The organism is Ensifer sp. ENS10 (genome assembly GCF_014852025.1).
Classification (GTDB): Bacteria; Pseudomonadota; Alphaproteobacteria; order Rhizobiales; family Rhizobiaceae; genus Ensifer.
In genome coordinates, this window is the sequence record NZ_JACVAS010000001.1 from 682,704 (window position 1) to 705,607 (window position 22,904).

Annotated in this window: 26 protein-coding genes; 18 read left to right on the plus strand and 8 right to left on the minus strand. The window is 61.2% G+C overall.

The features are described 5' to 3' along the window. Nucleotides 1-188: 188 nt before the first annotated feature. Nucleotides 189-1,070, minus strand: coding sequence for a LysR family transcriptional regulator (locus tag IB265_RS03315; RefSeq protein WP_057250969.1), 882 nt, complete (start codon nucleotides 1,068-1,070; stop codon nucleotides 189-191). A 127-nt stretch (nucleotides 1,071-1,197) separates the two neighbouring features. On the opposite strand from IB265_RS03315, the gene IB265_RS03320 reads away from it, so the two are divergent. The 3 genes from IB265_RS03320 to IB265_RS03330 all read left to right on the plus strand — a co-directional run bounded on the left by IB265_RS03320 (nucleotide 1,198) and on the right by IB265_RS03330 (nucleotide 5,168). Next, entirely contained in the window at nucleotides 1,198-2,694 is a 1,497-nt protein-coding gene (locus tag IB265_RS03320; RefSeq protein ID WP_057250967.1) for a CoA-acylating methylmalonate-semialdehyde dehydrogenase, read from the plus strand. Between the two features lie 322 nt (nucleotides 2,695-3,016). Beyond that, the gene (locus IB265_RS03325) at nucleotides 3,017-4,123 is read left to right on the plus strand and encodes a YjgN family protein (RefSeq protein ID WP_082615835.1); all 1,107 of its coding nucleotides are present in this window, start codon (nucleotides 3,017-3,019) and stop codon (nucleotides 4,121-4,123) included. After that, a complete protein-coding gene (locus tag IB265_RS03330; RefSeq protein ID WP_057250964.1) occupies nucleotides 4,113-5,168 on the plus strand; it encodes a M48 family metallopeptidase in 1,056 nt (351 codons plus the stop codon). Before IB265_RS03325 ends, IB265_RS03330 begins: the two co-directional genes overlap by 11 nt. Before the next feature lie 83 nt (nucleotides 5,169-5,251). On the opposite strand, the gene IB265_RS03335 is transcribed toward IB265_RS03330, so the two are convergent. Beyond that, entirely contained in the window at nucleotides 5,252-6,271 is a 1,020-nt protein-coding gene (locus tag IB265_RS03335; protein WP_057250963.1) for a Fe(3+) ABC transporter substrate-binding protein, read from the minus strand. 215 nt (nucleotides 6,272-6,486) lie between these two features. Here IB265_RS03335 and rirA point away from each other — a divergent pair, with 215 nt between their 5' ends. Beyond that, entirely contained in the window at nucleotides 6,487-6,951 is a 465-nt protein-coding gene (rirA, locus tag IB265_RS03340; protein WP_057251106.1) for an iron-responsive transcriptional regulator RirA, read from the plus strand. Nucleotides 6,952-7,085: 134 nt separating this feature from the next. Here the strand turns inward: rirA and IB265_RS03345 are convergent, their stop codons facing one another. Both IB265_RS03345 and IB265_RS03350 read right to left on the minus strand, forming a co-directional pair. Continuing rightward, entirely contained in the window at nucleotides 7,086-7,475 is a 390-nt protein-coding gene (locus IB265_RS03345; RefSeq protein ID WP_057250960.1) for a response regulator, read from the minus strand. Nucleotides 7,476-7,548: 73 nt separating this feature from the next. After that, entirely contained in the window at nucleotides 7,549-8,262 is a 714-nt protein-coding gene (locus tag IB265_RS03350) for a helix-turn-helix transcriptional regulator (protein WP_057250959.1), read from the minus strand. A gap of 649 nt (nucleotides 8,263-8,911) precedes the next feature. Here IB265_RS03350 and IB265_RS03355 point away from each other — a divergent pair. From IB265_RS03355 to IB265_RS03390, 8 genes are all read left to right on the plus strand, one after another. Then, on the plus strand, nucleotides 8,912-10,507 hold the full coding sequence (locus tag IB265_RS03355; RefSeq protein WP_057250957.1) for an ABC transporter substrate-binding protein: 1,596 nt from the start codon (nucleotides 8,912-8,914) through the stop codon (nucleotides 10,505-10,507). 203 nt (nucleotides 10,508-10,710) lie between these two features. Further along, nucleotides 10,711-11,715 (plus strand): ABC transporter permease subunit, encoded by a 1,005-nt coding sequence (locus tag IB265_RS03360; RefSeq protein WP_057250955.1) that lies wholly within the window; start codon nucleotides 10,711-10,713, stop codon nucleotides 11,713-11,715. Nucleotides 11,716-11,725: 10 nt separating this feature from the next. Beyond that, entirely contained in the window at nucleotides 11,726-12,634 is a 909-nt protein-coding gene (locus IB265_RS03365) for an ABC transporter permease subunit (protein WP_057250954.1), read from the plus strand. 2 nt (nucleotides 12,635-12,636) lie between these two features. Next, nucleotides 12,637-13,479: an ABC transporter ATP-binding protein gene (locus IB265_RS03370; RefSeq protein ID WP_082615831.1), complete on the plus strand. Its 843-nt coding sequence runs from the start codon at nucleotides 12,637-12,639 to the stop codon at nucleotides 13,477-13,479. Then, a complete protein-coding gene (locus IB265_RS03375) occupies nucleotides 13,476-14,306 on the plus strand; it encodes an ABC transporter ATP-binding protein (protein ID WP_057250951.1) in 831 nt (276 codons plus the stop codon). The genes IB265_RS03370 and IB265_RS03375 overlap by 4 nt, the downstream gene beginning before the upstream one ends. 179 nt (nucleotides 14,307-14,485) lie before the next feature. Then, nucleotides 14,486-14,830 (plus strand): RidA family protein, encoded by a 345-nt coding sequence (locus IB265_RS03380; protein ID WP_057250950.1) that lies wholly within the window; start codon nucleotides 14,486-14,488, stop codon nucleotides 14,828-14,830. 176 nt (nucleotides 14,831-15,006) lie between these two features. Next, on the plus strand, nucleotides 15,007-15,177 hold the full coding sequence (locus IB265_RS03385) for a hypothetical protein (RefSeq protein WP_093231984.1): 171 nt from the start codon (nucleotides 15,007-15,009) through the stop codon (nucleotides 15,175-15,177). 155 nt (nucleotides 15,178-15,332) lie between these two features. Further along, entirely contained in the window at nucleotides 15,333-16,463 is a 1,131-nt protein-coding gene (locus IB265_RS03390) for an AI-2E family transporter (protein WP_373419808.1), read from the plus strand. Between the two features lie 10 nt (nucleotides 16,464-16,473). Here IB265_RS03390 and IB265_RS03395 read toward each other — a convergent pair whose 3' ends face one another. Continuing rightward, entirely contained in the window at nucleotides 16,474-17,271 is a 798-nt protein-coding gene (locus tag IB265_RS03395; RefSeq protein ID WP_057250945.1) for a response regulator, read from the minus strand. 234 nt (nucleotides 17,272-17,505) lie between these two features. On the opposite strand from IB265_RS03395, the gene IB265_RS03400 reads away from it, so the two are divergent. Beyond that, nucleotides 17,506-17,661: a NepR family anti-sigma factor gene (locus IB265_RS03400; protein ID WP_244495600.1), complete on the plus strand. Its 156-nt coding sequence runs from the start codon at nucleotides 17,506-17,508 to the stop codon at nucleotides 17,659-17,661. Between the two features lie 60 nt (nucleotides 17,662-17,721). Here IB265_RS03400 and IB265_RS03405 read toward each other — a convergent pair whose 3' ends face one another. Beyond that, entirely contained in the window at nucleotides 17,722-17,970 is a 249-nt protein-coding gene (locus IB265_RS03405; RefSeq protein WP_034800856.1) for a glycine zipper domain-containing protein, read from the minus strand. Nucleotides 17,971-18,431: 461 nt separating this feature from the next. Here IB265_RS03405 and IB265_RS03410 point away from each other — a divergent pair, with 461 nt between their 5' ends. Further along, nucleotides 18,432-18,755, plus strand: coding sequence for a hypothetical protein (locus tag IB265_RS03410; RefSeq protein ID WP_057250943.1), 324 nt, complete (start codon nucleotides 18,432-18,434; stop codon nucleotides 18,753-18,755). Between the two features lie 48 nt (nucleotides 18,756-18,803). After that, on the plus strand, nucleotides 18,804-19,001 hold the full coding sequence (locus tag IB265_RS03415) for a CsbD family protein (protein ID WP_057250941.1): 198 nt from the start codon (nucleotides 18,804-18,806) through the stop codon (nucleotides 18,999-19,001). A 130-nt stretch (nucleotides 19,002-19,131) separates the two neighbouring features. On the opposite strand, the gene IB265_RS03420 is transcribed toward IB265_RS03415, so the two are convergent. After that, entirely contained in the window at nucleotides 19,132-19,329 is a 198-nt protein-coding gene (locus tag IB265_RS03420) for a hypothetical protein (RefSeq protein ID WP_057250939.1), read from the minus strand. 226 nt (nucleotides 19,330-19,555) lie between these two features. Between IB265_RS03420 and IB265_RS03425 the strand changes: the two genes are divergently transcribed. Continuing rightward, entirely contained in the window at nucleotides 19,556-19,720 is a 165-nt protein-coding gene (locus tag IB265_RS03425) for a DUF1328 domain-containing protein (protein WP_065372751.1), read from the plus strand. A 291-nt stretch (nucleotides 19,721-20,011) separates the two neighbouring features. Next, entirely contained in the window at nucleotides 20,012-21,265 is a 1,254-nt protein-coding gene (locus tag IB265_RS03430) for an FAD-binding oxidoreductase (protein ID WP_192494626.1), read from the plus strand. 146 nt (nucleotides 21,266-21,411) lie between these two features. On the opposite strand, the gene IB265_RS03435 is transcribed toward IB265_RS03430, so the two are convergent. After that, nucleotides 21,412-22,164 (minus strand): SDR family NAD(P)-dependent oxidoreductase, encoded by a 753-nt coding sequence (locus IB265_RS03435; RefSeq protein WP_057251689.1) that lies wholly within the window; start codon nucleotides 22,162-22,164, stop codon nucleotides 21,412-21,414. A 92-nt stretch (nucleotides 22,165-22,256) separates the two neighbouring features. Between IB265_RS03435 and IB265_RS03440 the strand changes: the two genes are divergently transcribed. Beyond that, entirely contained in the window at nucleotides 22,257-22,877 is a 621-nt protein-coding gene (locus IB265_RS03440) for a TetR/AcrR family transcriptional regulator (RefSeq protein WP_057251688.1), read from the plus strand. Nucleotides 22,878-22,904: the final 27 nt, after the last annotated feature.

Sequence of the window (22,904 nt, forward strand, 5' to 3'; positions counted from 1 at the left end):
ATTCTGAAAAGCAAGCAAACTCAGGCACTTCGAAAAATGTGGGACAAAAAAACGGCTTCTGGCAACCGTACCATTCTCCTTATTTCTTCTCTTTCTCGTTTGAAGCGCCTCGGTGCGCCGCTCCCGTTGATCGTGCTCGTGCGCCCCGCGGACGCGCCGTCTCTCGTGCATCCTGGCCCGGTCCGGTCTCAGACGAAGATCTGATGTTCCGCTGTCACCAGTTCCTGCAGGAAGGCCACCACCGTGCGCACGCGCACGAGGTCCCGGGCGCTTTCGTGATAGGTGGTCCAATAGGCGCGGCGGATCGTCGTTTCCGGCAGGATGCGTTTGAGCTCCGGCGTGTGGCGGGCGATATAGTTGTGCAGGATGCCGATGCCGGCGCTGGAGCGCACGGCTTCCGTCTGGCCGGTGGCGCTGGAGATCTCGAACGAGGCGTCCCAGCTTCGCATGATCTCGGCGGAGAAATTCAGAGATGGCGTGAAGATCAGGTCCTCGACATAGCCGATGCGGCGATGTTCCCTCAGATCGTCGATCGTCTGCGGCGTCCCGTGTTTTTCCAGGTAGTCCGATGAGGCGTAAAGACCGAGCGTGTAATCCGTAAGCTTCGAGGAGACGAGGCGGCCCTGTTCCGGTCGCTCGATGGTGATTGCGATATCGGCCTCGCGCTGCGACAGCGAAAAGGAACGCGGCACCGGCACCAGTTGCAGCTTCAGCTCCGGATAGCGGGCCGTCAGGCGCCCGAGGCGCGGCGCCAGGAACGAGACGCCGAAGCCGTCGGGCGCGCCGATGCGCACCGTGCCGGCGATTGCCGTGTCGATCCGGCCGATCTGCGATTGCGCCGCCAGCATCTCCGTCTCCATCCGCTCGGCTGCCGTCAGGAAGATTTCCCCTTCGGCGGTCAGCTCGCAGCCATTCGGCCGGCGCACCAGCAGCCGGGTCTTCAAGGTTTCCTCAAGCGCCGTCACCCGGCGGCTGAGCGTGGCATGGTTGACGCCCAGCCGCTTCGATGCCGCCAGGATCTGCCCGGTGCGCGCCACGGCTAGAAACATTCTCACATCGTCCCAATTCATAGGCAGATACCTCGTCTCAACACCATGGACTTTAGTTTTTGCACAACGGTTGCTGAATATCGGAAATTGCTTTGTTGAAATCGTAGTGCGATCATGCCGCCACAATCAAGGTCTGGAGGAACCAACCATGTACGAACTCGGTCATTTCATCGATGGCAAGCGCGTCGCCGGCAAGAGCGGTCGCGTTGCCAACATCTTCAACCCGGCAACCGGCGAAGTGCAGGGCACGGTGGCGCTCGCAAGCGACGCGGAGCTTGCGGCAGCGGTCGAAAGCGCCAAGGCGGCGCAGCCGAAATGGGCGGCCACCAACCCGCAGCGCCGTGCCCGCGTCTTCATGAAGTTCGTCGAGCTCCTGAACACGCATATGAACGAACTCGCCGAGATCCTCTCGCGCGAACACGGCAAGACCGTCGAAGACGCCAAGGGTGACCTCGTCCGCGGCCTCGAAGTCTGCGAATTCGTCATCGGCATTCCGCATCTGCAGAAGAGCGAATTTACCGAAGGTGCAGGCCCCGGCATCGACATGTATTCGATCCGCCAGGCCGTCGGCATCGGCGCCGGCATCACGCCGTTCAACTTCCCGGCGATGATCCCGATGTGGATGTTCGCCCCGGCGATCGCCTGCGGCAACGCCTTCATCCTGAAGCCGTCCGAGCGTGACCCGTCCGTTCCGATGCGCCTCGCAGAACTGATGATTGAAGCCGGCCTGCCGGCAGGTATCCTCAACGTCGTCAACGGCGACAAGGGCGCCGTCGACGCGATCCTCACCCATCCGGATATTGCCGCCGTTACCTTCGTCGGCTCGACCCCGATTGCCCGCTACGTCTATGGCACGGCAGCGATGAACGGCAAGCGCGCCCAGTGCTTCGGCGGCGCCAAGAACCATATGATCATCATGCCCGACGCCGATCTCGACCAGGCCGCCAATGCGCTGATGGGCGCCGGCTACGGCTCGGCCGGCGAGCGCTGCATGGCGATCTCGGTTGCCGTCCCGGTCGGTGAAGAAACCGCCAACCGCCTGATCCAGAAGCTGACCCCGATGGTCGAAAGCCTGCGCATCGGTCCCTACACCGACGAAAAGGCCGACATGGGTCCGGTCGTCACCAAGGAAGCCGAGCAGCGCATCAGAAGCCTGATCGACAGCGGTGTCGAGCAGGGTGCTGAGCTCGTGGTCGACGGCCGCGACTTCAAGCTGCAGGGCTATGAAAACGGCCACTTCATCGGCGGCTGCCTGTTCGACCATGTCACCCCGGACATGGACATCTACAAGACGGAAATCTTCGGACCGGTTCTCTCGGTCGTTCGCGCCAAGAACTACGAGGAAGCCCTCGACCTGCCGATGAAGCACGAATATGGCAACGGCGTCGCGATCTACACCCGTGACGGCGATGCGGCCCGCGACTTCGCCTCGCGCATCAACATCGGCATGGTTGGCGTCAACGTCCCGATCCCGGTTCCGCTCGCCTACCACTCCTTTGGCGGCTGGAAGTCCTCGTCCTTCGGCGACCTGAACCAGCATGGCCCGGACTCGATCAAGTTCTGGACCCGCACGAAGACCATCACCGAGCGCTGGCCCTCGGGCATCAAGGATGGTGCCGAGTTCGTCATGCCGACGATGAAGTAACGACGGGACAAAGATCCTCCCGCCTCCAGGGCCTCCTTCGGGAGGCCCTTTTTTGTTGCGCGCCGGGGACCTCCCTCGGGAGCTCCTTTCCTGTTGCATGCCATGCTGCGCTGCAACTAATTTGATATCCCCGAGGCGCTGAAAATTGATTCGCGCCTCGGTCGAATATTGCAGGCATTTCGATCGTTCTTTTGCATGGAAGGCTCATCCGGGGGGATAGCCACGGTTCGCTGGGTTCACAAATGACGTCATCCTGTCGCAACGCGGCGCCTGTCTGTTAGCGGGCCGCCGCAAGCTGATTTTCATTGAGAGAGGTTTTATCATGGTCGTGGCCGAAACGGCGTCGATGCAAGGGACGTCGACGCAGAGGGTACCGGACAATTTCCACCGCCTGTCGTTCAGCGGTAGCGGAAAAGAGTATTTTGGCATCTGGATCGTCAACGTGCTGCTGACGATCATCACGCTCGGCATCTATTCCGCCTGGGCAAAAGTCCGCCGCAACCGCTATTTCTATGGCAATACTGTGCTGCTCGGGCGCGCCTTCGAATATCATGCGAAGGGCAAGCAGATCCTGATCGGCCGGGTGATCGTGTTCGCCTACCTGATTTTCTACAACGTCATGCTGACCTTCGTGCCGATCGCCGGCATCATCCTTGCGCTGCTGCTGGTGGTCTTCGTGCCGTGGCTGGTCGTCAGGGGCCTGCGTTTCAGCGCCCGCGTCACCAGCTATCGCAATGTGCGGTTCGATTTCGTCGGCGGCGTCGGCGGTGCGTTCCTCGCCTTTATTGTCGGTCCGGTCATCTCGGTTCTGACGCTCGGAATCCTGGTGCCGCTCGCCAGCCGCTGGTCCTACCGCTACATCGGCAGCAACCTGCGTTACGGACAAAGGGCATTTACGACCGATCCTTCGGTCGGTGCGATCTACAAGTCCTGGTTCCTGTCGGCGGCCATCATCGTTGCCGGCCTGCTGATCATCGCCTTTATCGGTTTCCTCAACCTGGCCGTGATCATGACGCTGTTCGACGGTTCCTATGTGGCCACCCCGGAATTGCAGGTTTCGATGATTGCGTTGTTCGTCATCGGCTACCTCGCGTTCTTCTCGATCTTCGGGGTCGCGACGCTGTTCTATCGTGCTGGCGTTCGCAACGTCGCCTGGTCGGCAACGACCTTCGACGGCAAGCATCAGCTGACGAGCGATCTGTCGCGGGGCCGTTACGCCTGGATCACGATCACCAACGTGATCGTCACCCTCCTCACACTGGGCCTGATGCGTCCCTGGGCTGCGGTGCGCATGACGCGCTATGTCAATGAACATACGGGTGTACATTTCGAAGGTAATGTCGGCGAGATGTTCGACAAGATCGCCCAGGAAGGTTCGGCCGTTGGTTCGGAGTTCATGGATTTCGAAGGCTTCGACTTTGGCTTCTAGCGTCACAGAGATTGCTGTTGGCGAGTGGCATCCCGCCGGTTCCAGCCGGTCGGTGCCCTCGCGGCTGATCGAAGATGGCGGCGGCGTCAAAGCCTTGGGTGAGGACGGTGTCGAACTTGCAGGCGGCGTGCTTGCCGCCGTCGACATTTCCGCGCGTGTCGGCGCCATTCCGCGTCGTGTCGAGTTTCCCGACGGTTCGCTGTTCGAGACGACCGACAACGACGCCATGGATCGCTTCCTCAAACGGAAGGGAAAAACCAGTCTCGTCCACGAGTGGGAGCGTTTCCACCCGCGCCTGATCGCGGTCGTTTTGGCGACCGTGCTCTGCGGCGTGGCCATCTATCGTTATGCCGTGCCGGCGCTCGTCGAAGTCGCCGTGCTGGTGACGCCGCCGATCGTGCCGAAGATCATGTCGGCAAGCACCTTGGAAACAATGGATCGAACGCTGCTCGACACGTCGGCGCTTTCAGCTGAGCGGCAGAACAAGATCCGTGACGGGTTCAACGCGATCGCGCGCCAGTCCGATCGCGGCGAGGGCGGATATAGGCTCAACTTCCGCAAGGGTGGCACCATCGGCCCGAATGCCTTCGCGCTACCCGACGGCACGCTGATTGTCACCGATGAGCTGATCGAGCTTGCCGGCGACGATACCGAAATGATCATCGGTGTGCTGGCGCACGAGATCGGTCACGTCGAGCTCGAGCATAGCCTGCGGCAGATCTACCGTGCCGCCGGCGTCGCCGGGCTGATCATGATGATCGGCGGCGACATCGGGTCCGGTGCTGAAGACATTCTGGTACAGGGCGCCGGTCTTTTGACGTTGTCCTACTCACGCGGCGCGGAAAGTGCTGCGGACAGGCACTCGGTCGAGTTGATGCAGAAGGCCGGCAGGGATTCGACGGCGATCGCCCGCTTCTTTGATCTGCTCGAAGACAAGCTCGATGACCACGGCGACACCAGCATCCTGTCGACCCATCCCGGCACGCCCGAGCGTCGCAAGGCAATCCTCGACTATGCTGCCCAGTTGCGTGCCGGGGCCCAATGAGCCTGCGGTTCTTGCCGTCCAGCGACCTGAAACGAAAACAGCGGGCCGAGGCCCGCTGTCCGTAACGCGAGTTCGGTTCGCGATCAGTCCTGCGGGCCGTCGTTGTAGCCGACCTTGTCGACCAGTTCCGATGCCTTCTTGCGGTTGGCGGCGATGTCGGCGAGAGGCAATTCGTCCGGCTTGATCGTGCCGAAGGACTTCACGACGTCTGACGGCTCGGCGCCCGGAAGAACCGGATATTCGTAGACCTGCTCGGCGTAGATCTTCTGGGCTTCGCCTTCCGACAGGAATTCCATCAGCTTCAGCGCGTTGTCCTTGTTCGGGGCGTTCTTGGCGAGTGCCATGCCCGAGATGTTGACGTGCGTGCCGCGGTCCTTGGCGTTCGGGAAGAGCACCTTGATGGCGGCAGCCCAATCCTTCTGTTCCGGCTCCTTCTCGTTGGTCAGCATCAGACCGACATAGTAGGTGTTGCCGAGTGCGAGGTCGCATTCGCCGGCGAGAATCGCTTTGGCCTGGTCGCGGTCGCCGCCGTCGGGCTTTTTGGCGAGATTGTTCTTGAGGCCCGTCAGCCACTTCTCGGTTTCGGCTTCGCCATGGTGGGCGATCATCGAGGCGAACAGGCCGATGTTGTAGGAGTGCTGGCCGTCGCGGGTGCAGATCTTGCCCTTCCACTTCGGATCGGCAAGTTCTTCATAGGTGATGTCGTCCTGGGCGACGCGGTCCTTGGAAGCGTAGACGACGCGGCCGCGCGTGGTGAGGCCGAACCAGTTGCCGTCAGGATCGCGGAAATGTGCCGGGATGTCCTTGCTGATCGTCTCGTTGACGACCGGCTGGGTGACGCCTGCGTCCTTGGCTTCGGTCAGGCGGCTGATGTCGACCGTCAGGATCACGTCGGCCGGCGAGTTGGCGCCTTCGGCCTGGATGCGCTCGACGAGGCCCTTGTCGAGGAAGAGCACGTTGGTGGTGATGCCGGTTTCCTTGGTGAAGGCGTCGAGCAGCGGCTTGATCAGATCGGGCTGCCGGTAGGAATAGATATTGACCTCACCGTCGGCCCAGGCGGCGCTCGTCGTAAGCAGGGTTGCCGTCAGGGACAAAACGCCCATCGCTGCTCTTGAAACGGACATCGCTTCCTCCATTTTCTTGTTTGAGCTAAGTTAACAAAAATGCTCATCTTTCTTGACCTCAGCGCCCAGAACAGTCAATCGGGAAACGGTTAACACTCAACAAGAAGTGAATTTTCGAGCTTTTTGGAATTGTTCCAAACTACGATCCGTCCTATATGATGAACTCGTGAACCTCTCGAATGCCGGAGTGAATGATGCGTCTGACGAAACAAACGAACTACGCGGTTCGCATGTTGATGTACTGCGCCGCCAACGGAGAAAAGCTCAGCCGCATTCCCGAAATCGCCAGGGCCTATGGCGTTTCCGAGTTGTTTCTCTTCAAGATCCTGCAGCCGCTGACCAAGGCCGGCCTTGTCGAGACCGTCCGCGGCCGCAATGGCGGCGTGCGCCTGCCGAAGCCCGCATCCGCCATCACCCTGTTCGATGTCGTCAAGGTAACGGAAGACAGCTTCGCCATGGCGGAATGCTTCGAGGCCGGCGAGATCGACTGTCCGCTCGTCGATAGCTGTGGCCTCAATTCGGCGCTCCGCAAGGCGCTCAACGCCTTCTTTGAGGTGCTTCAGGGCTACACGATCGACGACCTCGTCAAGGCGCGTCCCCAGATCAACTTCCTGCTCGGTCTCGAAGAAACGAAGCGTCCGCAGACCACGGCTGCCTGACGATCCAGGGCCTACTGCATGTCACCTTAAATCGACCTCGTTTTAAGGACAAAGATATGCAGCAAATCAAAGTGCTACAGCGACCTTTGCGCGTCTGATAGAACGCGCGGCGCTGTAGCGGAGCTTCGCTGGGTTCACCCCTGCGGCAGATATTCCCGCAATATGAAATCGATCGCGGTCGGGTCGATTTCCGCCTTGTCGATGCGGAAGTCGGCACCATACTCCTCCAGATTCTGAAAGTAGGGATCGGCGAGCGACGCCGAAATCACCCCGATCGGCCCGATGTAACCCTGGTGCCGAAGCGCCGGCACGGTCTCGCGGAAATCGCGCTGCGGCTGAAGTCGGTTGTCCAGGAGGATCATCGACACCGGCTTGCCCGAGCGCAGGAACTCCAGCGCGCCCTCCATCGTCTGGCAGTAATGCAGCTCGATCTCGATATTGCTCACCTTGCGGATCAAGGCGCGCAGGATCAGGTTTTCAGTCGGATCGTCGTCAACGAGCAGGATGTGAGCTTTTCGCGTCATGACCGATACCCTTGCTGATTTGCAGGCGTCCTGTTCGTTGGGCGTGGTGTAGTGGGATACCACGCATCGGCTGTCACTGGATGATCTGTTCTCGGATCGCCTTCGCCACCATCTGGGTGCGGTTGACGACATCAAGCTTCTTCAGGATCGTTGCGGTGTGGGAATTCACGGTGTGCTCCGACACGGAAACGATGAGAGCGATCTCGCTTGCCGTCTTCCCGTGCGAGATCCACTTGAGAATTTCGGTCTCCCGCGGCGTTAGGCCCATGCCGGTCTTGTTGGCCAGCGCGATGCGATAGAAGTAGTCGAAGGCTGAGACCGCGTCATAGGCGACTTCGACATGCTCGGTGCGGCCGATGTCATCGCCATCACCGAGAAAGAGAACGGCGTAGCGCGCGCCGGTGGCAGCCGCATGCACGGGCACGCTGAGCAGCAGCTCGAAACCGAGCTGCACGAGCAAATTCTGGCTGGTGTCGCAGCCCGGGTCGTCCGTCCGCCAGACGGAGGAAATCGCCGACCGGTGCAGCGTCTTGTAGAAGAGGGAGTCACCGAAGCGGTGGCGCTTGTCGTATTCCTCGGCAAGCCCGGAGGGAAGATCATGCAGCACCAGGCGGGTGGACAGCATGCACGCGTCGTTCTCGTTGCCGAGCTGAAGAATGCCGAAATGGCTGAAGCCGAACCTGAGCGCCATCGTGTGGAAGATGCGGAAGAAGTCTACGCGGTTCAGCGCTTTCTCAAGTTCGTCGCGAAGATCGTATCGCCTGTGATTTTCCAGCAAAGCCGCCACGGAATGGCTATCCCCTTGTCGTCGCGCGGCAGTCTATCCGGCGCGCCGGAGCGATCAACCGGCAAAGATCGGCGCCGGCATTGCTGGCAGCAAGCATCATGCCCGTCCCTCGGCAAACCTGCCGAAAGACGGCAAACTGTAAAAGGCGGCTGCCGGTCCCTCCCAAGGACGTCTGGGCACGTCGATTGTCTCCCCCGAGTTTTGTATACATTCTATTGCACAATCCTGTTGGTGATTTCTACCATAGTATCTTGGGATTGACGGAAACCTGTCGGTACCGAATCTCACTCTCGTGAGGCGGATGATCGTGTATTCCGCAGGCCCGCCGTTCGCGCTAGAATAAAGGCGGGCATCCGGGGCGAGACTAGCCCCGGTGGAGGGACGAACAAGGCACGTTGTAAACCCTGCGGAAACAGCCGGGAAGCCTTGGTTCGAAGGTGTCGCGCTGCATTGATTCGTCAGTCGATTCTAAAACAGTGGACAGAGATCCCGGCTCTACCTGCGGGCGAATTTTTCGCATAGACAAATTTATGCGGCGACTTATTGCAATGCGACGCCAAATGTCGTTCCATCCGGCCTTGACCGGGGGGCAACGGCATTCCGCGTCAGGAAAACACGAGAACAAAAACAAATCTGGGAAGCAAAGCTCATGAAAAAGCTCACTACTCTGTTTGCAGCGACGGCGCTTGCCACGCTGATGGCCGGCTCTGCCTGGTCGAAGACGTTCGTCTATTGCTCGGAAGGTTCGCCTGAGGGTTTTGACCCGGGCCTGTATACCGCCGGCACGACGTTCGACGCGGCGGCACACACGGTCTACAACCGCCTGCTCGAGTTCAAGAAGGGCACGACCGAAGTCGAGCCGGGCCTTGCCGAGAGCTGGACGATTTCCGACGACGGTCTCGTATACACGTTCAAGCTGCGTCCGGGCGTCAAGTTCCAGACGACCGAGTTCTTCACGCCGACCCGCGAGCTGACCGCCGACGACGTGGTGTTCTCCTACGAGCGCCAGCTGAAGGCCGACAATCCGTGGAACAAGTACATCACCGGCGCTTCGTGGGAATACGCAGCCGGCATGGGCTTCCCGGAAGTCATCAAGTCGGTCGAAAAGGTTGACGACCTGACCGTCAAGTTCACCCTGACGCGCAAGGAAGCTCCGTTCCTCGCCAATATCGCGATGCCGTTCGCTTCGATCCTGTCGAAGGAATATGCCGACAAGCTGCAGGCTGACGGCAAGATGGAGCAGATGAACCAGATGCCGCTCGGCACCGGTCCGTTCGCCTTCGTCGCGTACCAGCAGGATGCTGTCATCCGCTACAAGGCGAACCCGGACTACTGGGGCGGCAAGCAGAAGATCGACGACCTCGTCTTCGCAATCACCACCGACGCTTCGGTTCGCTTCCAGAAGCTCCAGGCCGGCGAATGCCACCTGATGCCGTATCCGAACGCTGCCGACGTCGAAAAGATGAAGGCTGACCCGAACCTGAAGGTCATGGAACAGGCCGGCCTCAACGTCGCCTACCTCGCCTACAACACGACCCAGGCTCCGTTCGACAAGCCGGAAGTGCGCAAGGCGCTGAACAAGGCGATCAACAAGCAGGCAATCGTCGACGCCGTCTTCCAGGGCGCTGCCCAGCCGGCCGTCAACCCGATCCCGCCGACGATGTGGTCCTACAACGACAAGCTTGAAGACGACACCTACGAGCCGGAAGCAGCCAAGAAGATGCTCGAGGACGCAGGCGTCAAGGACCTGTCGATGAAGCTCTGGGCAATGCCGGTTTCGCGTCCGTACATGCTGAACGCTCGCCGCGCAGCTGAACTGATGCAGTCGGACTTCGCCAAGGTCGGCGTCAAGGTCGAGATCGTCTCTTACGAATGGGCCGAATACCTCGACAAGTCCAAGGCGAAGGATCGTGACGGTGCCGTCATCCTCGGCTGGACCGGCGACAACGGCGACCCGGACAACTTCCTCGACACGCTTCTCGGCTGCAATGCTGTCGGCGGCAACAACCGTGCGCAGTGGTGCAACCAGGAATTCGACACCCTCGTGAAGAAGGCGAAGGAAACCTCGGATATCGCCGAGCGCACCAAGCTCTACGAAGAGGCCCAGGCCGTCTTCAAGCGCGAGGCGCCGTGGGCGACGATCGACCACTCGCTCTCCGTCGTGCCGATGCGCAAGAATGTCGAGGGCTTCGTTCAGAGCCCGCTCGGCGATTTTGCCTTCGACGGCGTGGACATCACCGAGTAATTTAGTTAACTGATCCTTAAGGGGGCGTTTGCCAAGGGCAAGCGCCCCTCTTTGCATCCACTATAGCGACCCGAGTTCCTCCTGGAGCGCAAAAGGTCGCTGTGGCATTTCGACTTGCTGTATGCTTCGCCGTTAAGTGGGAAAGCATGCAGTGGTGCCAGCGGCGGGATACAATGCCGCGGCAACATGGCGCGGGGTTTAACATGTTCCGATTTCTCTTGGGGCGATTGGCTGTCCTGATACCGACCTTCGTCGGGGTCTCCATCATCGCCTTCTCCTTCATTCGCCTGCTTCCGGGCGATCCGGTGGCGCTGCTTTCGGGCGAGCGCGTCATGTCGCCGGAGCGGCATGCTGAAATTTCACATGCGCTCGGTTTCGACCGACCGATCGTGGTCCAGTACCTCGACTATCTCTGGGGCGTGCTCCACGGGGATTTCGGTACTTCGATCGTGACCAAGAAGCCGGTCATCGACCAGTTCTTCGAGCTGTTCCCGGCGACCGTCGAGCTTTCGCTCTGCGCGATCCTGTTTGCGATCATCCTCGGCATTCCGGCCGGCGTGATTGCGGCGATCAAGCGCGGCTCGGCCATCGACCAGGCGATGATGGGCACCGCACTCGTCGGCTTCTCCATGCCGATCTTCTGGTGGGGCCTGCTGCTCATCATGCTGGTCTCCGGCATGCTGCAGTGGACGCCGGTCTCGGGCCGTATCTCGCTGATGTACTTCTTCCCGCCGGTTACCGGTTTCATGCTGATCGACTCGCTGCTGTCCGGCCAGGCCGGCGCCTTCAAGTCGGCGGTCAGCCACCTGATCCTGCCGACGATCGTGCTTGGCACCATTCCGCTTGCGGTCATCGCGCGCCAGACGCGCTCGGCGATGCTTGAAGTCCTCTCTGAAGATTACGTCCGCACGGCGCGCGCCAAGGGTCTTTCGACCTTCCGCGTCGTTGGCGTCCATGCGCTGCGCAACGCGTTGATTCCGGTGGTTACCACCATCGGTCTGCAGGTGGGCGTCATGCTCGCCGGCGCGATCCTGACGGAGACGATCTTCTCGTGGCCGGGTATCGGCAAGTGGATGGTGGATTCGGTGTCGCGTCGTGACTACGCCGTCATCCAGGGGGGCCTGCTGGTCATCGCTGCGGTGATCATGGTGGTCAATCTCATCGTCGACCTGCTCTACGGTCTGATCAATCCGCGTATCCGGCACTAAGGAGGGCGTCATGTCTCAAGCTGCTGCAACAAGCGCCGTTTCGACCGATCCGTCCCGCCGGGCGCGACTGGCCGAGTTCTGGTATTATTTCTCCGAGAACCGCGGCGCCGTCATCGGCCTCGTGTTCTTCCTGCTCCTCGTTCTGCTGGCGGTCTTTGCGCCGTGGATCGCGCCCCATGATCCGGTGGCGCAGTACCGTGATGCGGTTCTGGTTCCGCCGGTCTGGCAGGAGGGCGGCCGCGCCGGCTACCTGCTCGGTACCGACGCCGTCGGCCGCGACATGCTGTCCCGTCTGATCTACGGCACGCGCTTCTCGCTGTTCGTCGGCGTCATCGTGACGACGCTGTCGCTGGTTGGGGGCATCGCTCTCGGCGTCATCGCCGGCTACTTCCGCGGCTGGGTCGATACCGTCATCATGCGCGTGATGGACATCATCCTCGCCTTCCCGTCGCTGCTGCTCGCCCTGGTGCTTGTGGCTGTTCTCGGACCGGGCCTCGTCAACGCCATGATCGCGATCGCGCTCGTCTTCCAGCCGCACTTCGTGCGCCTGACGCGCGCGGCCGTCATGAGCGAAAAGACCCGCGACTATGTCGTCGCCGCCAAGGTGGCCGGTGCCGGTCATGGTCGCCTGATGTTCAAGACGATCCTGCCCAACTGCATGGCGCCGCTGATCGTCCAGGCGACGCTCTCCTTCTCGAGCGCCATTCTCGACGCTGCGGCCCTCGGCTTTCTCGGCATGGGCGCCCAACCGCCGACACCGGAATGGGGCACGATGCTCGCCGAAGCCCGCGAGTTCATCAGCAGCCACTGGTGGGTGGTCACGCTTCCGGGTATCGCGATCCTGATCACGGTGCTGGCAATCAACCTGATGGGTGACGGCCTGCGCGATGCTCTCGATCCCAAGCTGAAGAGGTCCTGATCATGGCGCTTCTCGAAATCGAAAACCTGGTCGTCGAATTCCAGACGGCCGCCGGTCCCTTCCGCGCCGTCAACGGCGTCTCCATGAAGGTCCACGAACGCGAGGTTCTGGCGATCGTCGGCGAGAGCGGCTCGGGCAAGTCCGTGTCGATGCTGGCCGCCATGGGACTTCTGCCCTGGACGGCGAAGGTCACGGCCGACAAGCTCACCTTCAACGGCCGCGACCTCTTGGGCATGTCGGCGAACGAGCGACGCAAGATCATCGGCAAGGATATTGCCATGATCTTCCAGGAGCCGATCGCCAGCCTCAACCCGTGCTTCACCGTCGGCTTCCAGATCGAGGAAGTGCTGCGCATCCACATGGGTCTCGACAAGGCCGGCCGCCGCAAGCGCGCCATCGAACTGTTCGAGGCGGTCGGCATTCCCGATCCGGCCGAGCGGCTCGGTCACTTCCCGCATCAGATGTCGGGCGGCCAGTGCCAGCGTGTGATGATCGCGATCGCGATCGCCTGCAACCCGAAGCTTCTGATCGCCGACGAGCCGACCACCGCGCTCGACGTGACGATCCAGAAGCAGATCCTCGACCTGCTGATGAAGCTGCAGGCCGAGCACAAGATGGGCCTGATCATGATCACGCACAACATGGGCGTGGTCGCGGAGACCGCCGACCGGGTGGTCGTGCAGTACAAGGGCCGCAAGATGGAAGAGGCCGACGTGCTGACGCTCTTCGAAAATCCGAAGAGCAACTATACCCGCGCACTTCTGGCGGCTTTGCCGGACAACGCGACCGGCGATCGTCTGCCGACGATCTCCGAACTCTTCGTCGATGAAGGAGCGGCCCAATGAGCGTGATCCTTGAAGCGCGCAACCTGGTGCGCGACTACCATATCCCCGGCGGCCTTATAAAGAAGGCAAAGACCGTTCATGCCTTGAAGGGCGTGAGCTTCAGCGTCGAACAGGGCAAGACGCTGGCGATCGTCGGCGAGAGCGGCTGCGGCAAGTCCACGCTTGGCCGCATCCTCACTCTGATCGACCCGGCGACCTCGGGCGAGCTGTTGATCGAAGGCAAGAAGATCGACATCGCCAAGGGCGACATGACGCCGGAGATGCGCCGCAAGGTGCAGATCGTCTTCCAGAACCCTTACGGCTCGCTCAACCCGCGTCAGAAGATCGGCGACATCCTGATGGAGCCGCTGGTCATCAATACCGATACGCCCGCCGACGAGCGTCGCGATCGGGCGATGACGATGTTGAAGAAGGTCGGTCTCACCGACCTGCACTTCAACCGCTACCCGCACATGTTCTCCGGTGGCCAGCGCCAGCGTATCGCCATTGCGCGCGCGCTGATGCTGAACCCGAAGCTGCTGGTGCTCGACGAGCCGGTATCGGCGCTCGACCTTTCGGTTCAGGCACAGGTCTTGAACCTGCTCGCCGATCTGCAGGACGAGCTCAAGCTGACCTACGTCTTCATCAGCCATGACCTCTCGGTCGTGCGTTACATCGCCGACGACGTCATGGTGATGTATTTCGGCGAAGCCGTCGAATATGGCAGCCGTGACGAGGTCTTCGCCGATCCGAAACACAGCTATACCAGGACGCTGTTTGCCGCGACGCCGCGTGCGGACGTGGAGAGCATCAAGGCACGATTGGCGAAGAAGAAGCAGGCGGCCTGATCCATCACCGCTGATTTTCGCCGAGGAAACAAGAGAAGCCGGGCAGCCACTGCCCGGCTTCTTTGACATCAAGACACGATGGTGTAGAGGTGTCGCGCCGCCTTCACTTCTCGCCTCTGGGCGGCGGGCAGCCGCTTTTCGGCCGGACGACCGTTCGGCCCAACCTCAGGAACACGATCATGGAAATCAAGCGTTTCGAAACCGGCCCCCGTATGAGCCAGGCCGTGGTCTACAACAACACCGTTTACCTCGCCGGCCAGGTCGGTAACGCCGGTGACGATGTCGTGACGCAGACGAAGCAGGCGCTTGCCGAAGTCGACCGTCTTCTGGCGCTCGCCGGCACCGACAAGACCCGCATCCTCTCGGCCACCATCTGGCTTGCCGACATGGCCGATTTCCCGAAGATGAACTCCGTCTGGGATGCCTGGGCTCCGCAGGGCCATACCCCCGCGCGCGCTACCGGCGAAGCCAAGCTTGCGACCCCGGAATACCTCGTCGAGGTCATCGTCGTCGCTGCCGCCTAAGCCCTGCGGTACGGGCTTTTCCGCATCACGCTTTCAGCGCCGTCGGACCTCCTGTCCGGCGGCGTTTTTCGTGGCGCCGCTTGGGTCGCGCAGGGAACCAATTGGCGAGCCCGCACGTTATCGTCCGAACCAAGAATCTGGCCAAAAAACCGGGCCAACCTTTGGGAGGACTGTCTATGCTCTATTGGCTACCACGGGTCTGTGTCCTTCTTTTCGCGGGCGTCCTGATCGCTTTCGGTCTCATTCCGGACACCGCTGCGGGTGTCGCTAACACCTTGCTCGTCATCATTCTCGGCCTCGGTCTGCTCTCGCTGACCCTGCATATCTTTCCACCGGAACGTCATTGATCGAGCGCGATCCAGGCGGCGTGCCGCAATCTGAGGCGAAGCCTGCGGCTGGGCAGTTCGATGTCCTGCCCGCAAGACCGGACGGCAGTCGCGCGTCCGTGCCTGAAGGACAGCGAGGCATGCCTGAGGGACAGCGAGGCGTGATCTTGGAAACCTTGCGGCGAGCCGGTGCTTCACACGAGTACAAGCGCGCAAGACGCATTGTCGAAGAGGAGGCGGCCGTTGCGACGGCGGCGCCGTCGACCGCGCCGCGGCGTGACGGTATCGATCTGATGGTTGCCTGGAGCATCGTCGGCCTCTTCGTCATTGCCGGGTCCGCTGCCATCTACACCATGGAGACGATCCTGCTGCCCATCACGCTCGCGATCGTTGTCGGTATCGTTCTCGGGCGCACGGCTGACGCACTGGCGCGCTATGGTTTGCCGCCGATCTTCGGCGGCCTGCTGCTGGCGATGATTTTCGTGATCGGTCTGTCCTTCCTCGTCAACGCATTGCTCGGCCCGCTGACGGCACTCGCCTCCGAAGCGCCGAAGCTTGCCGAGGGCGTCGTGGCGCGCATCATGCCCTTTGTCGACCGGTTTGAGTGGTTGCGGCTGGCGGTCGCGCGGAGCGTAGGGAACGATGCGATTGCCGATACCGTTATGAAGAACGCCGGCCCGATGCTCGCTGCCACCGTCGGGGGACTGACACCGGCCCTCGTACAGACTTTGATCTTTCTCGCAGCGCTCGGTTTGTTTCTGCTTGGCCGGCTGGAACTGCGCAAAGCCATCATTCTCGCCTTTGCCGGCCGCGAGCAGCGCCTCAGCGCCATCCGCATCATGAATGCCATTGAAGATGCACTGGCGCGGTACTTCTCCATCGCCAGCCTGATCTATCTGGCACTCGGAACTGTGACGATGGTCATCGCACTCGTCGGTGGCCTCGCCATGCCGCCGCTCTGGGGCCTGTTTGCTTTTGTCTCAAGCTTCATTCCCTATCTCGGCGTGACGGTGATGACGCTGAGCCTTGTCGTCGGCGGGCTGATGACGCACGAGGTGCTGTGGCTGGCGCTGGCGCCGGCCGTGGCTTTCTTCGTCGTTCACCTGGCCATGGAAAATCTCGCCATTCCGGCCATCCTCGGCAGTGAACTCGAGGTGAATCCGTTTCTGGTGTTCATTGCGATCGTCTTCTGGACCTGGATGTGGGGCGCGGTCGGCGCCATGCTGGCGCTGCCGCTTTCTCTCATCGTCCTTGCAATCGTCGAAGAAATCCGTGAGCAGCCGCCGGAACGGCAACTGCCTGGCTGAAGGGGAAAGATCAGCGCCGAGCCGAGCGGGCGTGCTCGTCGAAGAACAACGCCTGGCTGATCAGAGCCTTCACCATGTCCGGATTGAACGGCTTGGTCACGAGGAAGGCCGGTTCCGGCCGCTTGCCAGTGAGCAGTCGCTCGGGGAAGGCGGTGATGAAGATCACCGGCACCGTCGCCTGCGTGAGGATTTCGTTGACGGCATCGATGCCCGAGCTGCCATCGGCGAGCTGGATGTCGGCGAGCACCATCCTCGGGGATGTCTTGCGATAGAGATCCAGCGCCTCCGTATGGGTGCGGGCGATGCCCGTGACCCTGTGGCCGAGGCTTGTCACCATGTCTTCGATGTCGAGCGCGATCAGCGGCTCGTCCTCGATGATCAGCACATCGGTTGCGACCTGGCGTGAGATGTCTTCCGAGGCAACCGTCAAGAGCTTCGAAAATTCGCCTTGGCTCAGACCCATGATCTCCGCCGCATCGGCGATCGAGAAGCCTTCGACCGAGACGAGCAGGAAGGCTTGGCGCGGCGCAGGCGCGATCAGCGACAGGTTCGCGGCCGCCTGTTGTTCCCAGGCAAAGGGCGAGGCGTTTTCCGTCCGATCAATCGAAATCTTCTCGAACTGCGAGCAGAATAGCTTGTAGAGGCTGATTCGATCGTTCGACGTATCCGGGAAGAGGCCGATGTCTTCGATGAGGGCTTCGAGAACGGCGGCCACATATCCGTCACCCGCGGCCTGCGAACCGGTGACGGCGCGGGCGTAGCGGCGCAGGAAGGGCAGGTGTGGCGCGATCCGGGTCGAAAGGGACATCAACGACTTCCTTAGGTGCAATACGATTCGTTTGTTTTCTGAGGATAGGGGACATCTGGCGGAATACGTGAATGGTTTTGAACACGTTTTTCGGCCTAGAGCAAATCCGGCACACTCGCCAGGCGGTCTTCTGTGCGGATGGTTGGAAAACAACGGAAAGGCCGCAAGCGGCGGTAGATGCGGAACATGGACGACGGGACCGAAAGTGGGGAAGGGCGGGGCGGAGGACCGGGTGTGGCCGCGGAAAATTCGGATGCCCACGGGCTGATCGGCGCCAGATTGAAGGCGCTCTATCAAGCGCTGGAACAGGAGCCGGTTCCTGAGCTCTTCGTCGATCTGCTTGAAAAGCTGGAGAAAGCGGAAGCGGCGGCGGCTGAGCGCGGGCCTTGAGCCTAACCCGCCTTAACGGAAGAAACGGGCCAAGGCCCGTTTCTCCATTGTTCGTGCCGATCAGCAGGCGGCCTCATAGCGGCGGCCGTAGCGGTCGCGATAGATGCAGCGGCCCGGTTCGTTGGCATTCCCGATGAGTGCACCGGCAACGCCGCCGATCGCTGCGCCCACGGCAGCACCTCTGACATTGCCCGTTGCTGCGCCGCCGACAATGGCGCCACCGGTTGCGCCGATTGCCGCACCCTTTTCTGTTTGCGTGCAGGCGGCCAGCGGGAGAATGAGGCTTGCTACGATCAGTATCTTCTTCATGACGCGTTCCTATCCGGTTGCTCTGTTGAACATAGAATCGGTTACTTGAAATTGATTTGTCGGGACTGATGACGAACAGAATGACGACAATGAGGCATCTGTCGCACCCGGTGCCGCGTCATTGGCCAGCTTTGACTTGCTCGCAATGGGCGAGCTACGTGTGGTGTGTCCTTGCCTCCCAGCATCTCCTCCATCGCTCGGCCGCAGTCGCAGCACTTGTTATCGTTGCGAAAACGACGACTGCTGCGTTTTGTTCCATAGCCGCCGGTCCGGCATAGCATCTCTCGCCGGCAGCGACGGCTGCCGGAACGGCGTCCATGCGCATCTGAAGCGCGAGGCATGGGCGCGGCGAACGCGCTACGTGGGCAAAGGTTCCAACAAAAATTAGATCTCGTCCGGTGGAACAGGAGGGCAGTCGTCCCCGTTTGCCGTTCTCAAGTTTGACGTTGGGGAGCATGCCCATGGAACACATAGCTGCCATCATGGTCCTGGTCGGCTGCATGCAGGCCACGGACGCCTGCCGCGAGGTGCCGGCGCCGACCGAGGCGTTCGAAACCGTAGACGAATGCCGCGAACTGCTTTCGCCGGCGATCAAGGCGACCGCCGGGGCCTTCAAGCACGCCTATGGTGCCTGCGCCGAGGTTGACCCGGCTCTGCTTGTCGAGGACGCGACCATCGAATGGCACGTCACTCCTGCGGGCCGCTTGCAGGTCAAGGTGCAGGTCGATGATGGCAGTTACACGGTTGCCGCGCGCCACGACAGCCATGCGAAGACCCGCAACTGAGTTCACGGGCCGCGCGTGTGGCGGCCCATCAAACCGAAAGGCAAAGCAATGAATTGGGATATCGTCGAAGGCAAATGGCATGAACTGAAAGGCAAGGTGCAGGCGCAATGGGGCAAGCTCACCAACGACGATCTCGACGTCATCGATGGTCGTCGGCAGGAGCTTGCGGGGCGTATTCAGGCCCGCTACGGGGTCGCACGCGACGAGGCGGAGCGTCAGATCGACGAGTGGATGTCACGGCGCTAGGAAAAGGGTCGACACAAGCTCGGCAACCAGAGGCGCGTAAAGTTGCAAACAGAAGAAGACAGGCGATGACATAAGAAAAACCGCCCGGCCCTGGCCGCGGCGGCTTTTCAATTGTCTTGCGGAAGCTTGGTTATTTCTTCTGTGCCATCCGTTCGCGCCGGCGAAGTTCTTCGAGAAGATGTTCGAGTTTCGCACTCTGATCTTCGCTGCTATTGACGTAAAGATCGCGCATCGTCTTACCGATGTGAAGATTGCCAGCCTGGAGATCTTTTCTCTCCCGACCCGCTGCAACCGCCGTTTTCCAGATATGTGCTATCGGCATCTTCATTTCGACCCTGCATATTCCATGGAGGAGGAACGTCAGAGTATCTCGAATGTTCCGGGCATTTCCGGTACAAACCGTCTCGATTTGGGACTCTTTTGTCTATCATGGTAAATGAATGGTTAATGTCCGTGGGAATGAAGATTTTCTCAGAGCGCATTTCATAAGATATTTGGAACAAAGTGATAGTTGTGGCGTTTGCTTTGCAGTAATCCTGGCAAGGAGAATTGCTATGTTATACTATGCGCTTGTCTTCCTCGTTGTGGCAATCATAGCGGGTGTACTTGGTTTCGGTGGCGTTGCGGGTACCTCGGCGGGTATCGCGCAGGTCCTTTTCTTCCTCTTCCTCGTCTTCCTGGTGATTTCGCTGGTCGCGGGCCTGGTGCGTCGAGGCTGACGGGAGCGGTCGCAAACGCAAGGTAGTTGGACATGGGCGGCGGCAACGTCGCCCTTCTTGCATCCGCAGGTCCGCTCCGTCGGCTCGCCTTGCTTGCCCTTGCAGGCCCGCTTGGCTATTGATGCCGATACCGCCGCTTTTGCCTTGAGGATACCGAAGATCATGAAATCGCTGGAACTGCTCGTCGAGCAGATCATCCTCTCCAGCCGCTCGCTGAAGAAGAAATGACGTTGGCGCCGTGGCTCGAGCAAAGCCGCGGCTTGTCTTGATCGGAAAACGGGGCAGCTGCAAATGAAGACTGACGTAGTGGTTCTCGGCGCCGGCATCGTCGGTATCTCCACCGCCATCCATCTGGCGCGGCGCGGCAAGTCGGTGGTGCTTCTCGACCGTCGCGGCGCCGGCGAGGAAACCTCCTACGGCAATGCGGGGCTGATCCAGCGCGAGGGTGTGTTTCCCTATGGCTTCCCGCATGATTTCGGCGCGCTCTTCCGTTACGCGCTGAACAACACGATCGACGCGTCCTATCATTTCCGGGCCTTGCCGGGGCTGGTGCCGTTCCTGGCGCGGTACTGGTGGCATTCGGGCTTTACCCAGCACCAACGCATCGCCCATCTCTATGCGCCGCTGATCGAGCATTCGATCAGCGAACATCAGGACCTGATCGCGGCGTCAGGCGCGGGCGAACTCATCCGTAAAGACGGCTGGATGAAGGTGTTCCGCACCGAGAAGCAACGGGATGCCGCCTACAAGGAGGCGGAAAAGCTTTCGGCCGGCTTCGGCGTCAATCATCAGAAACTGTCTTCAAGCGAACTGAAGACGATAGAACCGTCCATCAGGGCCGATCTCGTCGGTGGCCTGCGCTGGAGCGATCCCTGGTCGATCCGCGACCCGCACAGCCTCAACAAGGCCTATCTCGCCTATTTCCAATCGCTCGGCGGGCGCCTGGTGTCCGGCGACGCAGCCACGACCGAACATGTGCTCGAAGGTCCCGGCTGGCGCGTGGCGACACCGGAGGGCCCGCTCGAGACCCGCGAAGTCGTCGTGGCGCTCGGTCCTTGGGCCGACACGGTTACCCGCAAGCTCGGCTATCATTTCCCGCTCGCGGTCAAGCGCGGCTACCACATGCACTATGGCATGCAGGAGGGTGCTCAGCTCAACAACTGGGTGCTCGACGCCGAGAGGGGATACTTCCTGGCGCCGATGCTGCGCGGTGTGCGCCTCACCACCGGCGCTGAATTTGCCTGGCGCGACGCGCCGAAGACACCGGTGCAATTGACGCGCGCCGAGCGGGTGGCGCGCGAATTCTTCCCGCTCGCCGAACGCCGCGACGAAGAGCCGTGGATGGGTGCGCGCCCCTGCACACCGGACATGATGCCCGTCATCGGCAAGGCGCCGCGCCACGAGGGCCTGTGGTTGGCCTTCGGCCATGCGCATCACGGCATGACGCTTGGGCCGGTGACCGGACGGGCACTGGCGGAAGCGATGACCGGAGAAAAGACGGTCATCGATATCGCGCCATACCGCCCGGAGCGTTTCCTCGTCTAAAGCAAGTCCAGGAAAAGTGCGAAGCGGGTTTCTCCCGGAATTGCACCATTTCAAAGAAAACAAGCCAGGTGCGGGAGGCTGCCTGGCAATGTTTGAACAAGGCCGGAGTCATGCTTCCGGCCTTGTTTGTTTCTGACAAATCCGGCTCAGGCGTTGGTACCACCGTCAATGGTGAATTCGGCGCCGGTGACACTGCGGCCGTCGGGGCCTGCAAGCCAGGCGACGACACCTGCCACATCGCTTGCCTCGTTGAAGCGCGGGATCGCCATCAGCCCGCGTTGCGGACCGGCGAGCTCGCCATCGGCAGGGTTCATGTCCGTATCCGTCGAGCCGGGATGGACGATGTTGACGGTAATGCCCTTGGGTCCAAGGTCGCGCGCCACTGCCTTGGTGAAGCCGACGAGCGCACTCTTGCTCAGCACGTAAAGGCTCATGCCGGGCCATGGAACGCGTTGGGCGAGGTTGCTGCCGATCGAGATGACGCGTCCACCCTCGGGCATGTGCGCTGCTGCAGCACGCGTCGCAAGGAACACCGCCTTTACATTGACGTCCATCGTCCGGTCAAAGTCGTCCGCAGTCACCTCCGTCACCGTTCCGGCATCGAACACGCCGGCATTGTTGACGAGGATGTCGATGCGGCCGTGCTTCTCGGCAACCGCGCCGACAGCAGCCTCGACCGCGTCCGGATCGCGGTTGTCCGCCTGGATCGCCAGCGCCCTGCCGCCGCCCTTGGTGATCTCCGCTACCAGTGCCTCAGCCTTTGCCTTGGACTGGCTGTAGGTCACCGCGACGGCTGCGCCTTCATCCGCCAGGCGTTTTGCGATCGCCGCGCCGATGCCGCGGCTACCACCCGTCACCAGAGCCACCTTGTTTTTCAAACTCGTCACTGGTTTCTCCATATCTGTAGTGATCGATACATATATAAAGGGACGACTTGCCAGCCGCTGTCAAGCGATTTATGTATTGATCGATACAGAAAGGAATTACTCCCATGTCGAGCCGCGGCCGTCCACGCAATTTTTCCCGAGAGGAGGCGCTCGCCAGCGCCATGCGGCTCTTCTGGGACAAGGGCTACGACAACACGTCGCTAACCGATCTGACCCAGGCGATGGGGCTGAAACCGCCGAGCCTCTACGCGGCCTTCGGCAGCAAGGCACAGCTCTTCATCGAGGCGGTCGATCTCTATGGCCGGACGGACGGTGCCGGCATCTGGGATGAGCTGGAAACGGCTCCAACGGCCAAGGCGGCGGTACATGACCTTCTGAGGCGCACCGCCGAGAACTTCACCCGCGGCGGCGAACCGCGCGGCTGCATGGTCGTGCTTTCGGCGCCGCAGATGGCGGGCGGGGATCCGGAGGTCTGTGACGCGTTGAAGGTGCACCGGCTTGAAAAGCAGGTCGCACTGGAGCGGCGGTTCGAGCGTGGTGTCGCGGACGGCGATCTGCCTGAGGGCACGCCGTGCGCAGCAATCGCGGCCTATGTCGCCTCGCTCCAGCATGGAATGTCGATCGAGGCGCGCGATGGGGCAACACGGGAAACCTTGATGGCGATCGCCGACTGCGCCGCCGCCGGCTGGGACGCCATGGTCGCGGCATCGATCAAGCCGAACTGAGCGGCCGAACTGAGCGCTTGTCTTAAA

Bases quoted from the DNA above. Each gene is read 5' to 3' on its own strand.
- IB265_RS03315 (WP_057250969.1), bottom strand. From the start codon at position 1,070: ATGAATTGGGACGATGTGAGAATGTTTCTAGCCGTGGCGCGCACCGGG.
- IB265_RS03320 (WP_057250967.1), top strand. From the start codon at position 1,198: ATGTACGAACTCGGTCATTTCATCGATGGCAAGCGCGTCGCCGGCAAG.
- IB265_RS03325 (WP_082615835.1), top strand. From the start codon at position 3,017: ATGGTCGTGGCCGAAACGGCGTCGATGCAAGGGACGTCGACGCAGAGG.
- IB265_RS03335 (WP_057250963.1), bottom strand. From the start codon at position 6,271: ATGGGCGTTTTGTCCCTGACGGCAACCCTGCTTACGACGAGCGCCGCC.
- rirA (WP_057251106.1), top strand. From the start codon at position 6,487: ATGCGTCTGACGAAACAAACGAACTACGCGGTTCGCATGTTGATGTAC.
- IB265_RS03345 (WP_057250960.1), bottom strand. From the start codon at position 7,475: ATGACGCGAAAAGCTCACATCCTGCTCGTTGACGACGATCCGACTGAA.
- IB265_RS03355 (WP_057250957.1), top strand. From the start codon at position 8,912: ATGAAAAAGCTCACTACTCTGTTTGCAGCGACGGCGCTTGCCACGCTG.
- IB265_RS03360 (WP_057250955.1), top strand. From the start codon at position 10,711: ATGTTCCGATTTCTCTTGGGGCGATTGGCTGTCCTGATACCGACCTTC.
- IB265_RS03365 (WP_057250954.1), top strand. From the start codon at position 11,726: ATGTCTCAAGCTGCTGCAACAAGCGCCGTTTCGACCGATCCGTCCCGC.
- IB265_RS03370 (WP_082615831.1), top strand. From the start codon at position 12,637: ATGGCGCTTCTCGAAATCGAAAACCTGGTCGTCGAATTCCAGACGGCC.
- IB265_RS03375 (WP_057250951.1), top strand. From the start codon at position 13,476: ATGAGCGTGATCCTTGAAGCGCGCAACCTGGTGCGCGACTACCATATC.
- IB265_RS03380 (WP_057250950.1), top strand. From the start codon at position 14,486: ATGGAAATCAAGCGTTTCGAAACCGGCCCCCGTATGAGCCAGGCCGTG.
- IB265_RS03385 (WP_093231984.1), top strand. From the start codon at position 15,007: ATGCTCTATTGGCTACCACGGGTCTGTGTCCTTCTTTTCGCGGGCGTC.
- IB265_RS03395 (WP_057250945.1), bottom strand. From the start codon at position 17,271: ATGTCCCTTTCGACCCGGATCGCGCCACACCTGCCCTTCCTGCGCCGC.
- IB265_RS03405 (WP_034800856.1), bottom strand. From the start codon at position 17,970: ATGAAGAAGATACTGATCGTAGCAAGCCTCATTCTCCCGCTGGCCGCC.
- IB265_RS03410 (WP_057250943.1), top strand. From the start codon at position 18,432: ATGGAACACATAGCTGCCATCATGGTCCTGGTCGGCTGCATGCAGGCC.
- IB265_RS03415 (WP_057250941.1), top strand. From the start codon at position 18,804: ATGAATTGGGATATCGTCGAAGGCAAATGGCATGAACTGAAAGGCAAG.
- IB265_RS03420 (WP_057250939.1), bottom strand. From the start codon at position 19,329: ATGAAGATGCCGATAGCACATATCTGGAAAACGGCGGTTGCAGCGGGT.
- IB265_RS03425 (WP_065372751.1), top strand. From the start codon at position 19,556: ATGTTATACTATGCGCTTGTCTTCCTCGTTGTGGCAATCATAGCGGGT.
- IB265_RS03430 (WP_192494626.1), top strand. From the start codon at position 20,012: ATGAAGACTGACGTAGTGGTTCTCGGCGCCGGCATCGTCGGTATCTCC.
- IB265_RS03435 (WP_057251689.1), bottom strand. From the start codon at position 22,164: ATGGAGAAACCAGTGACGAGTTTGAAAAACAAGGTGGCTCTGGTGACG.
- IB265_RS03440 (WP_057251688.1), top strand. From the start codon at position 22,257: ATGTCGAGCCGCGGCCGTCCACGCAATTTTTCCCGAGAGGAGGCGCTC.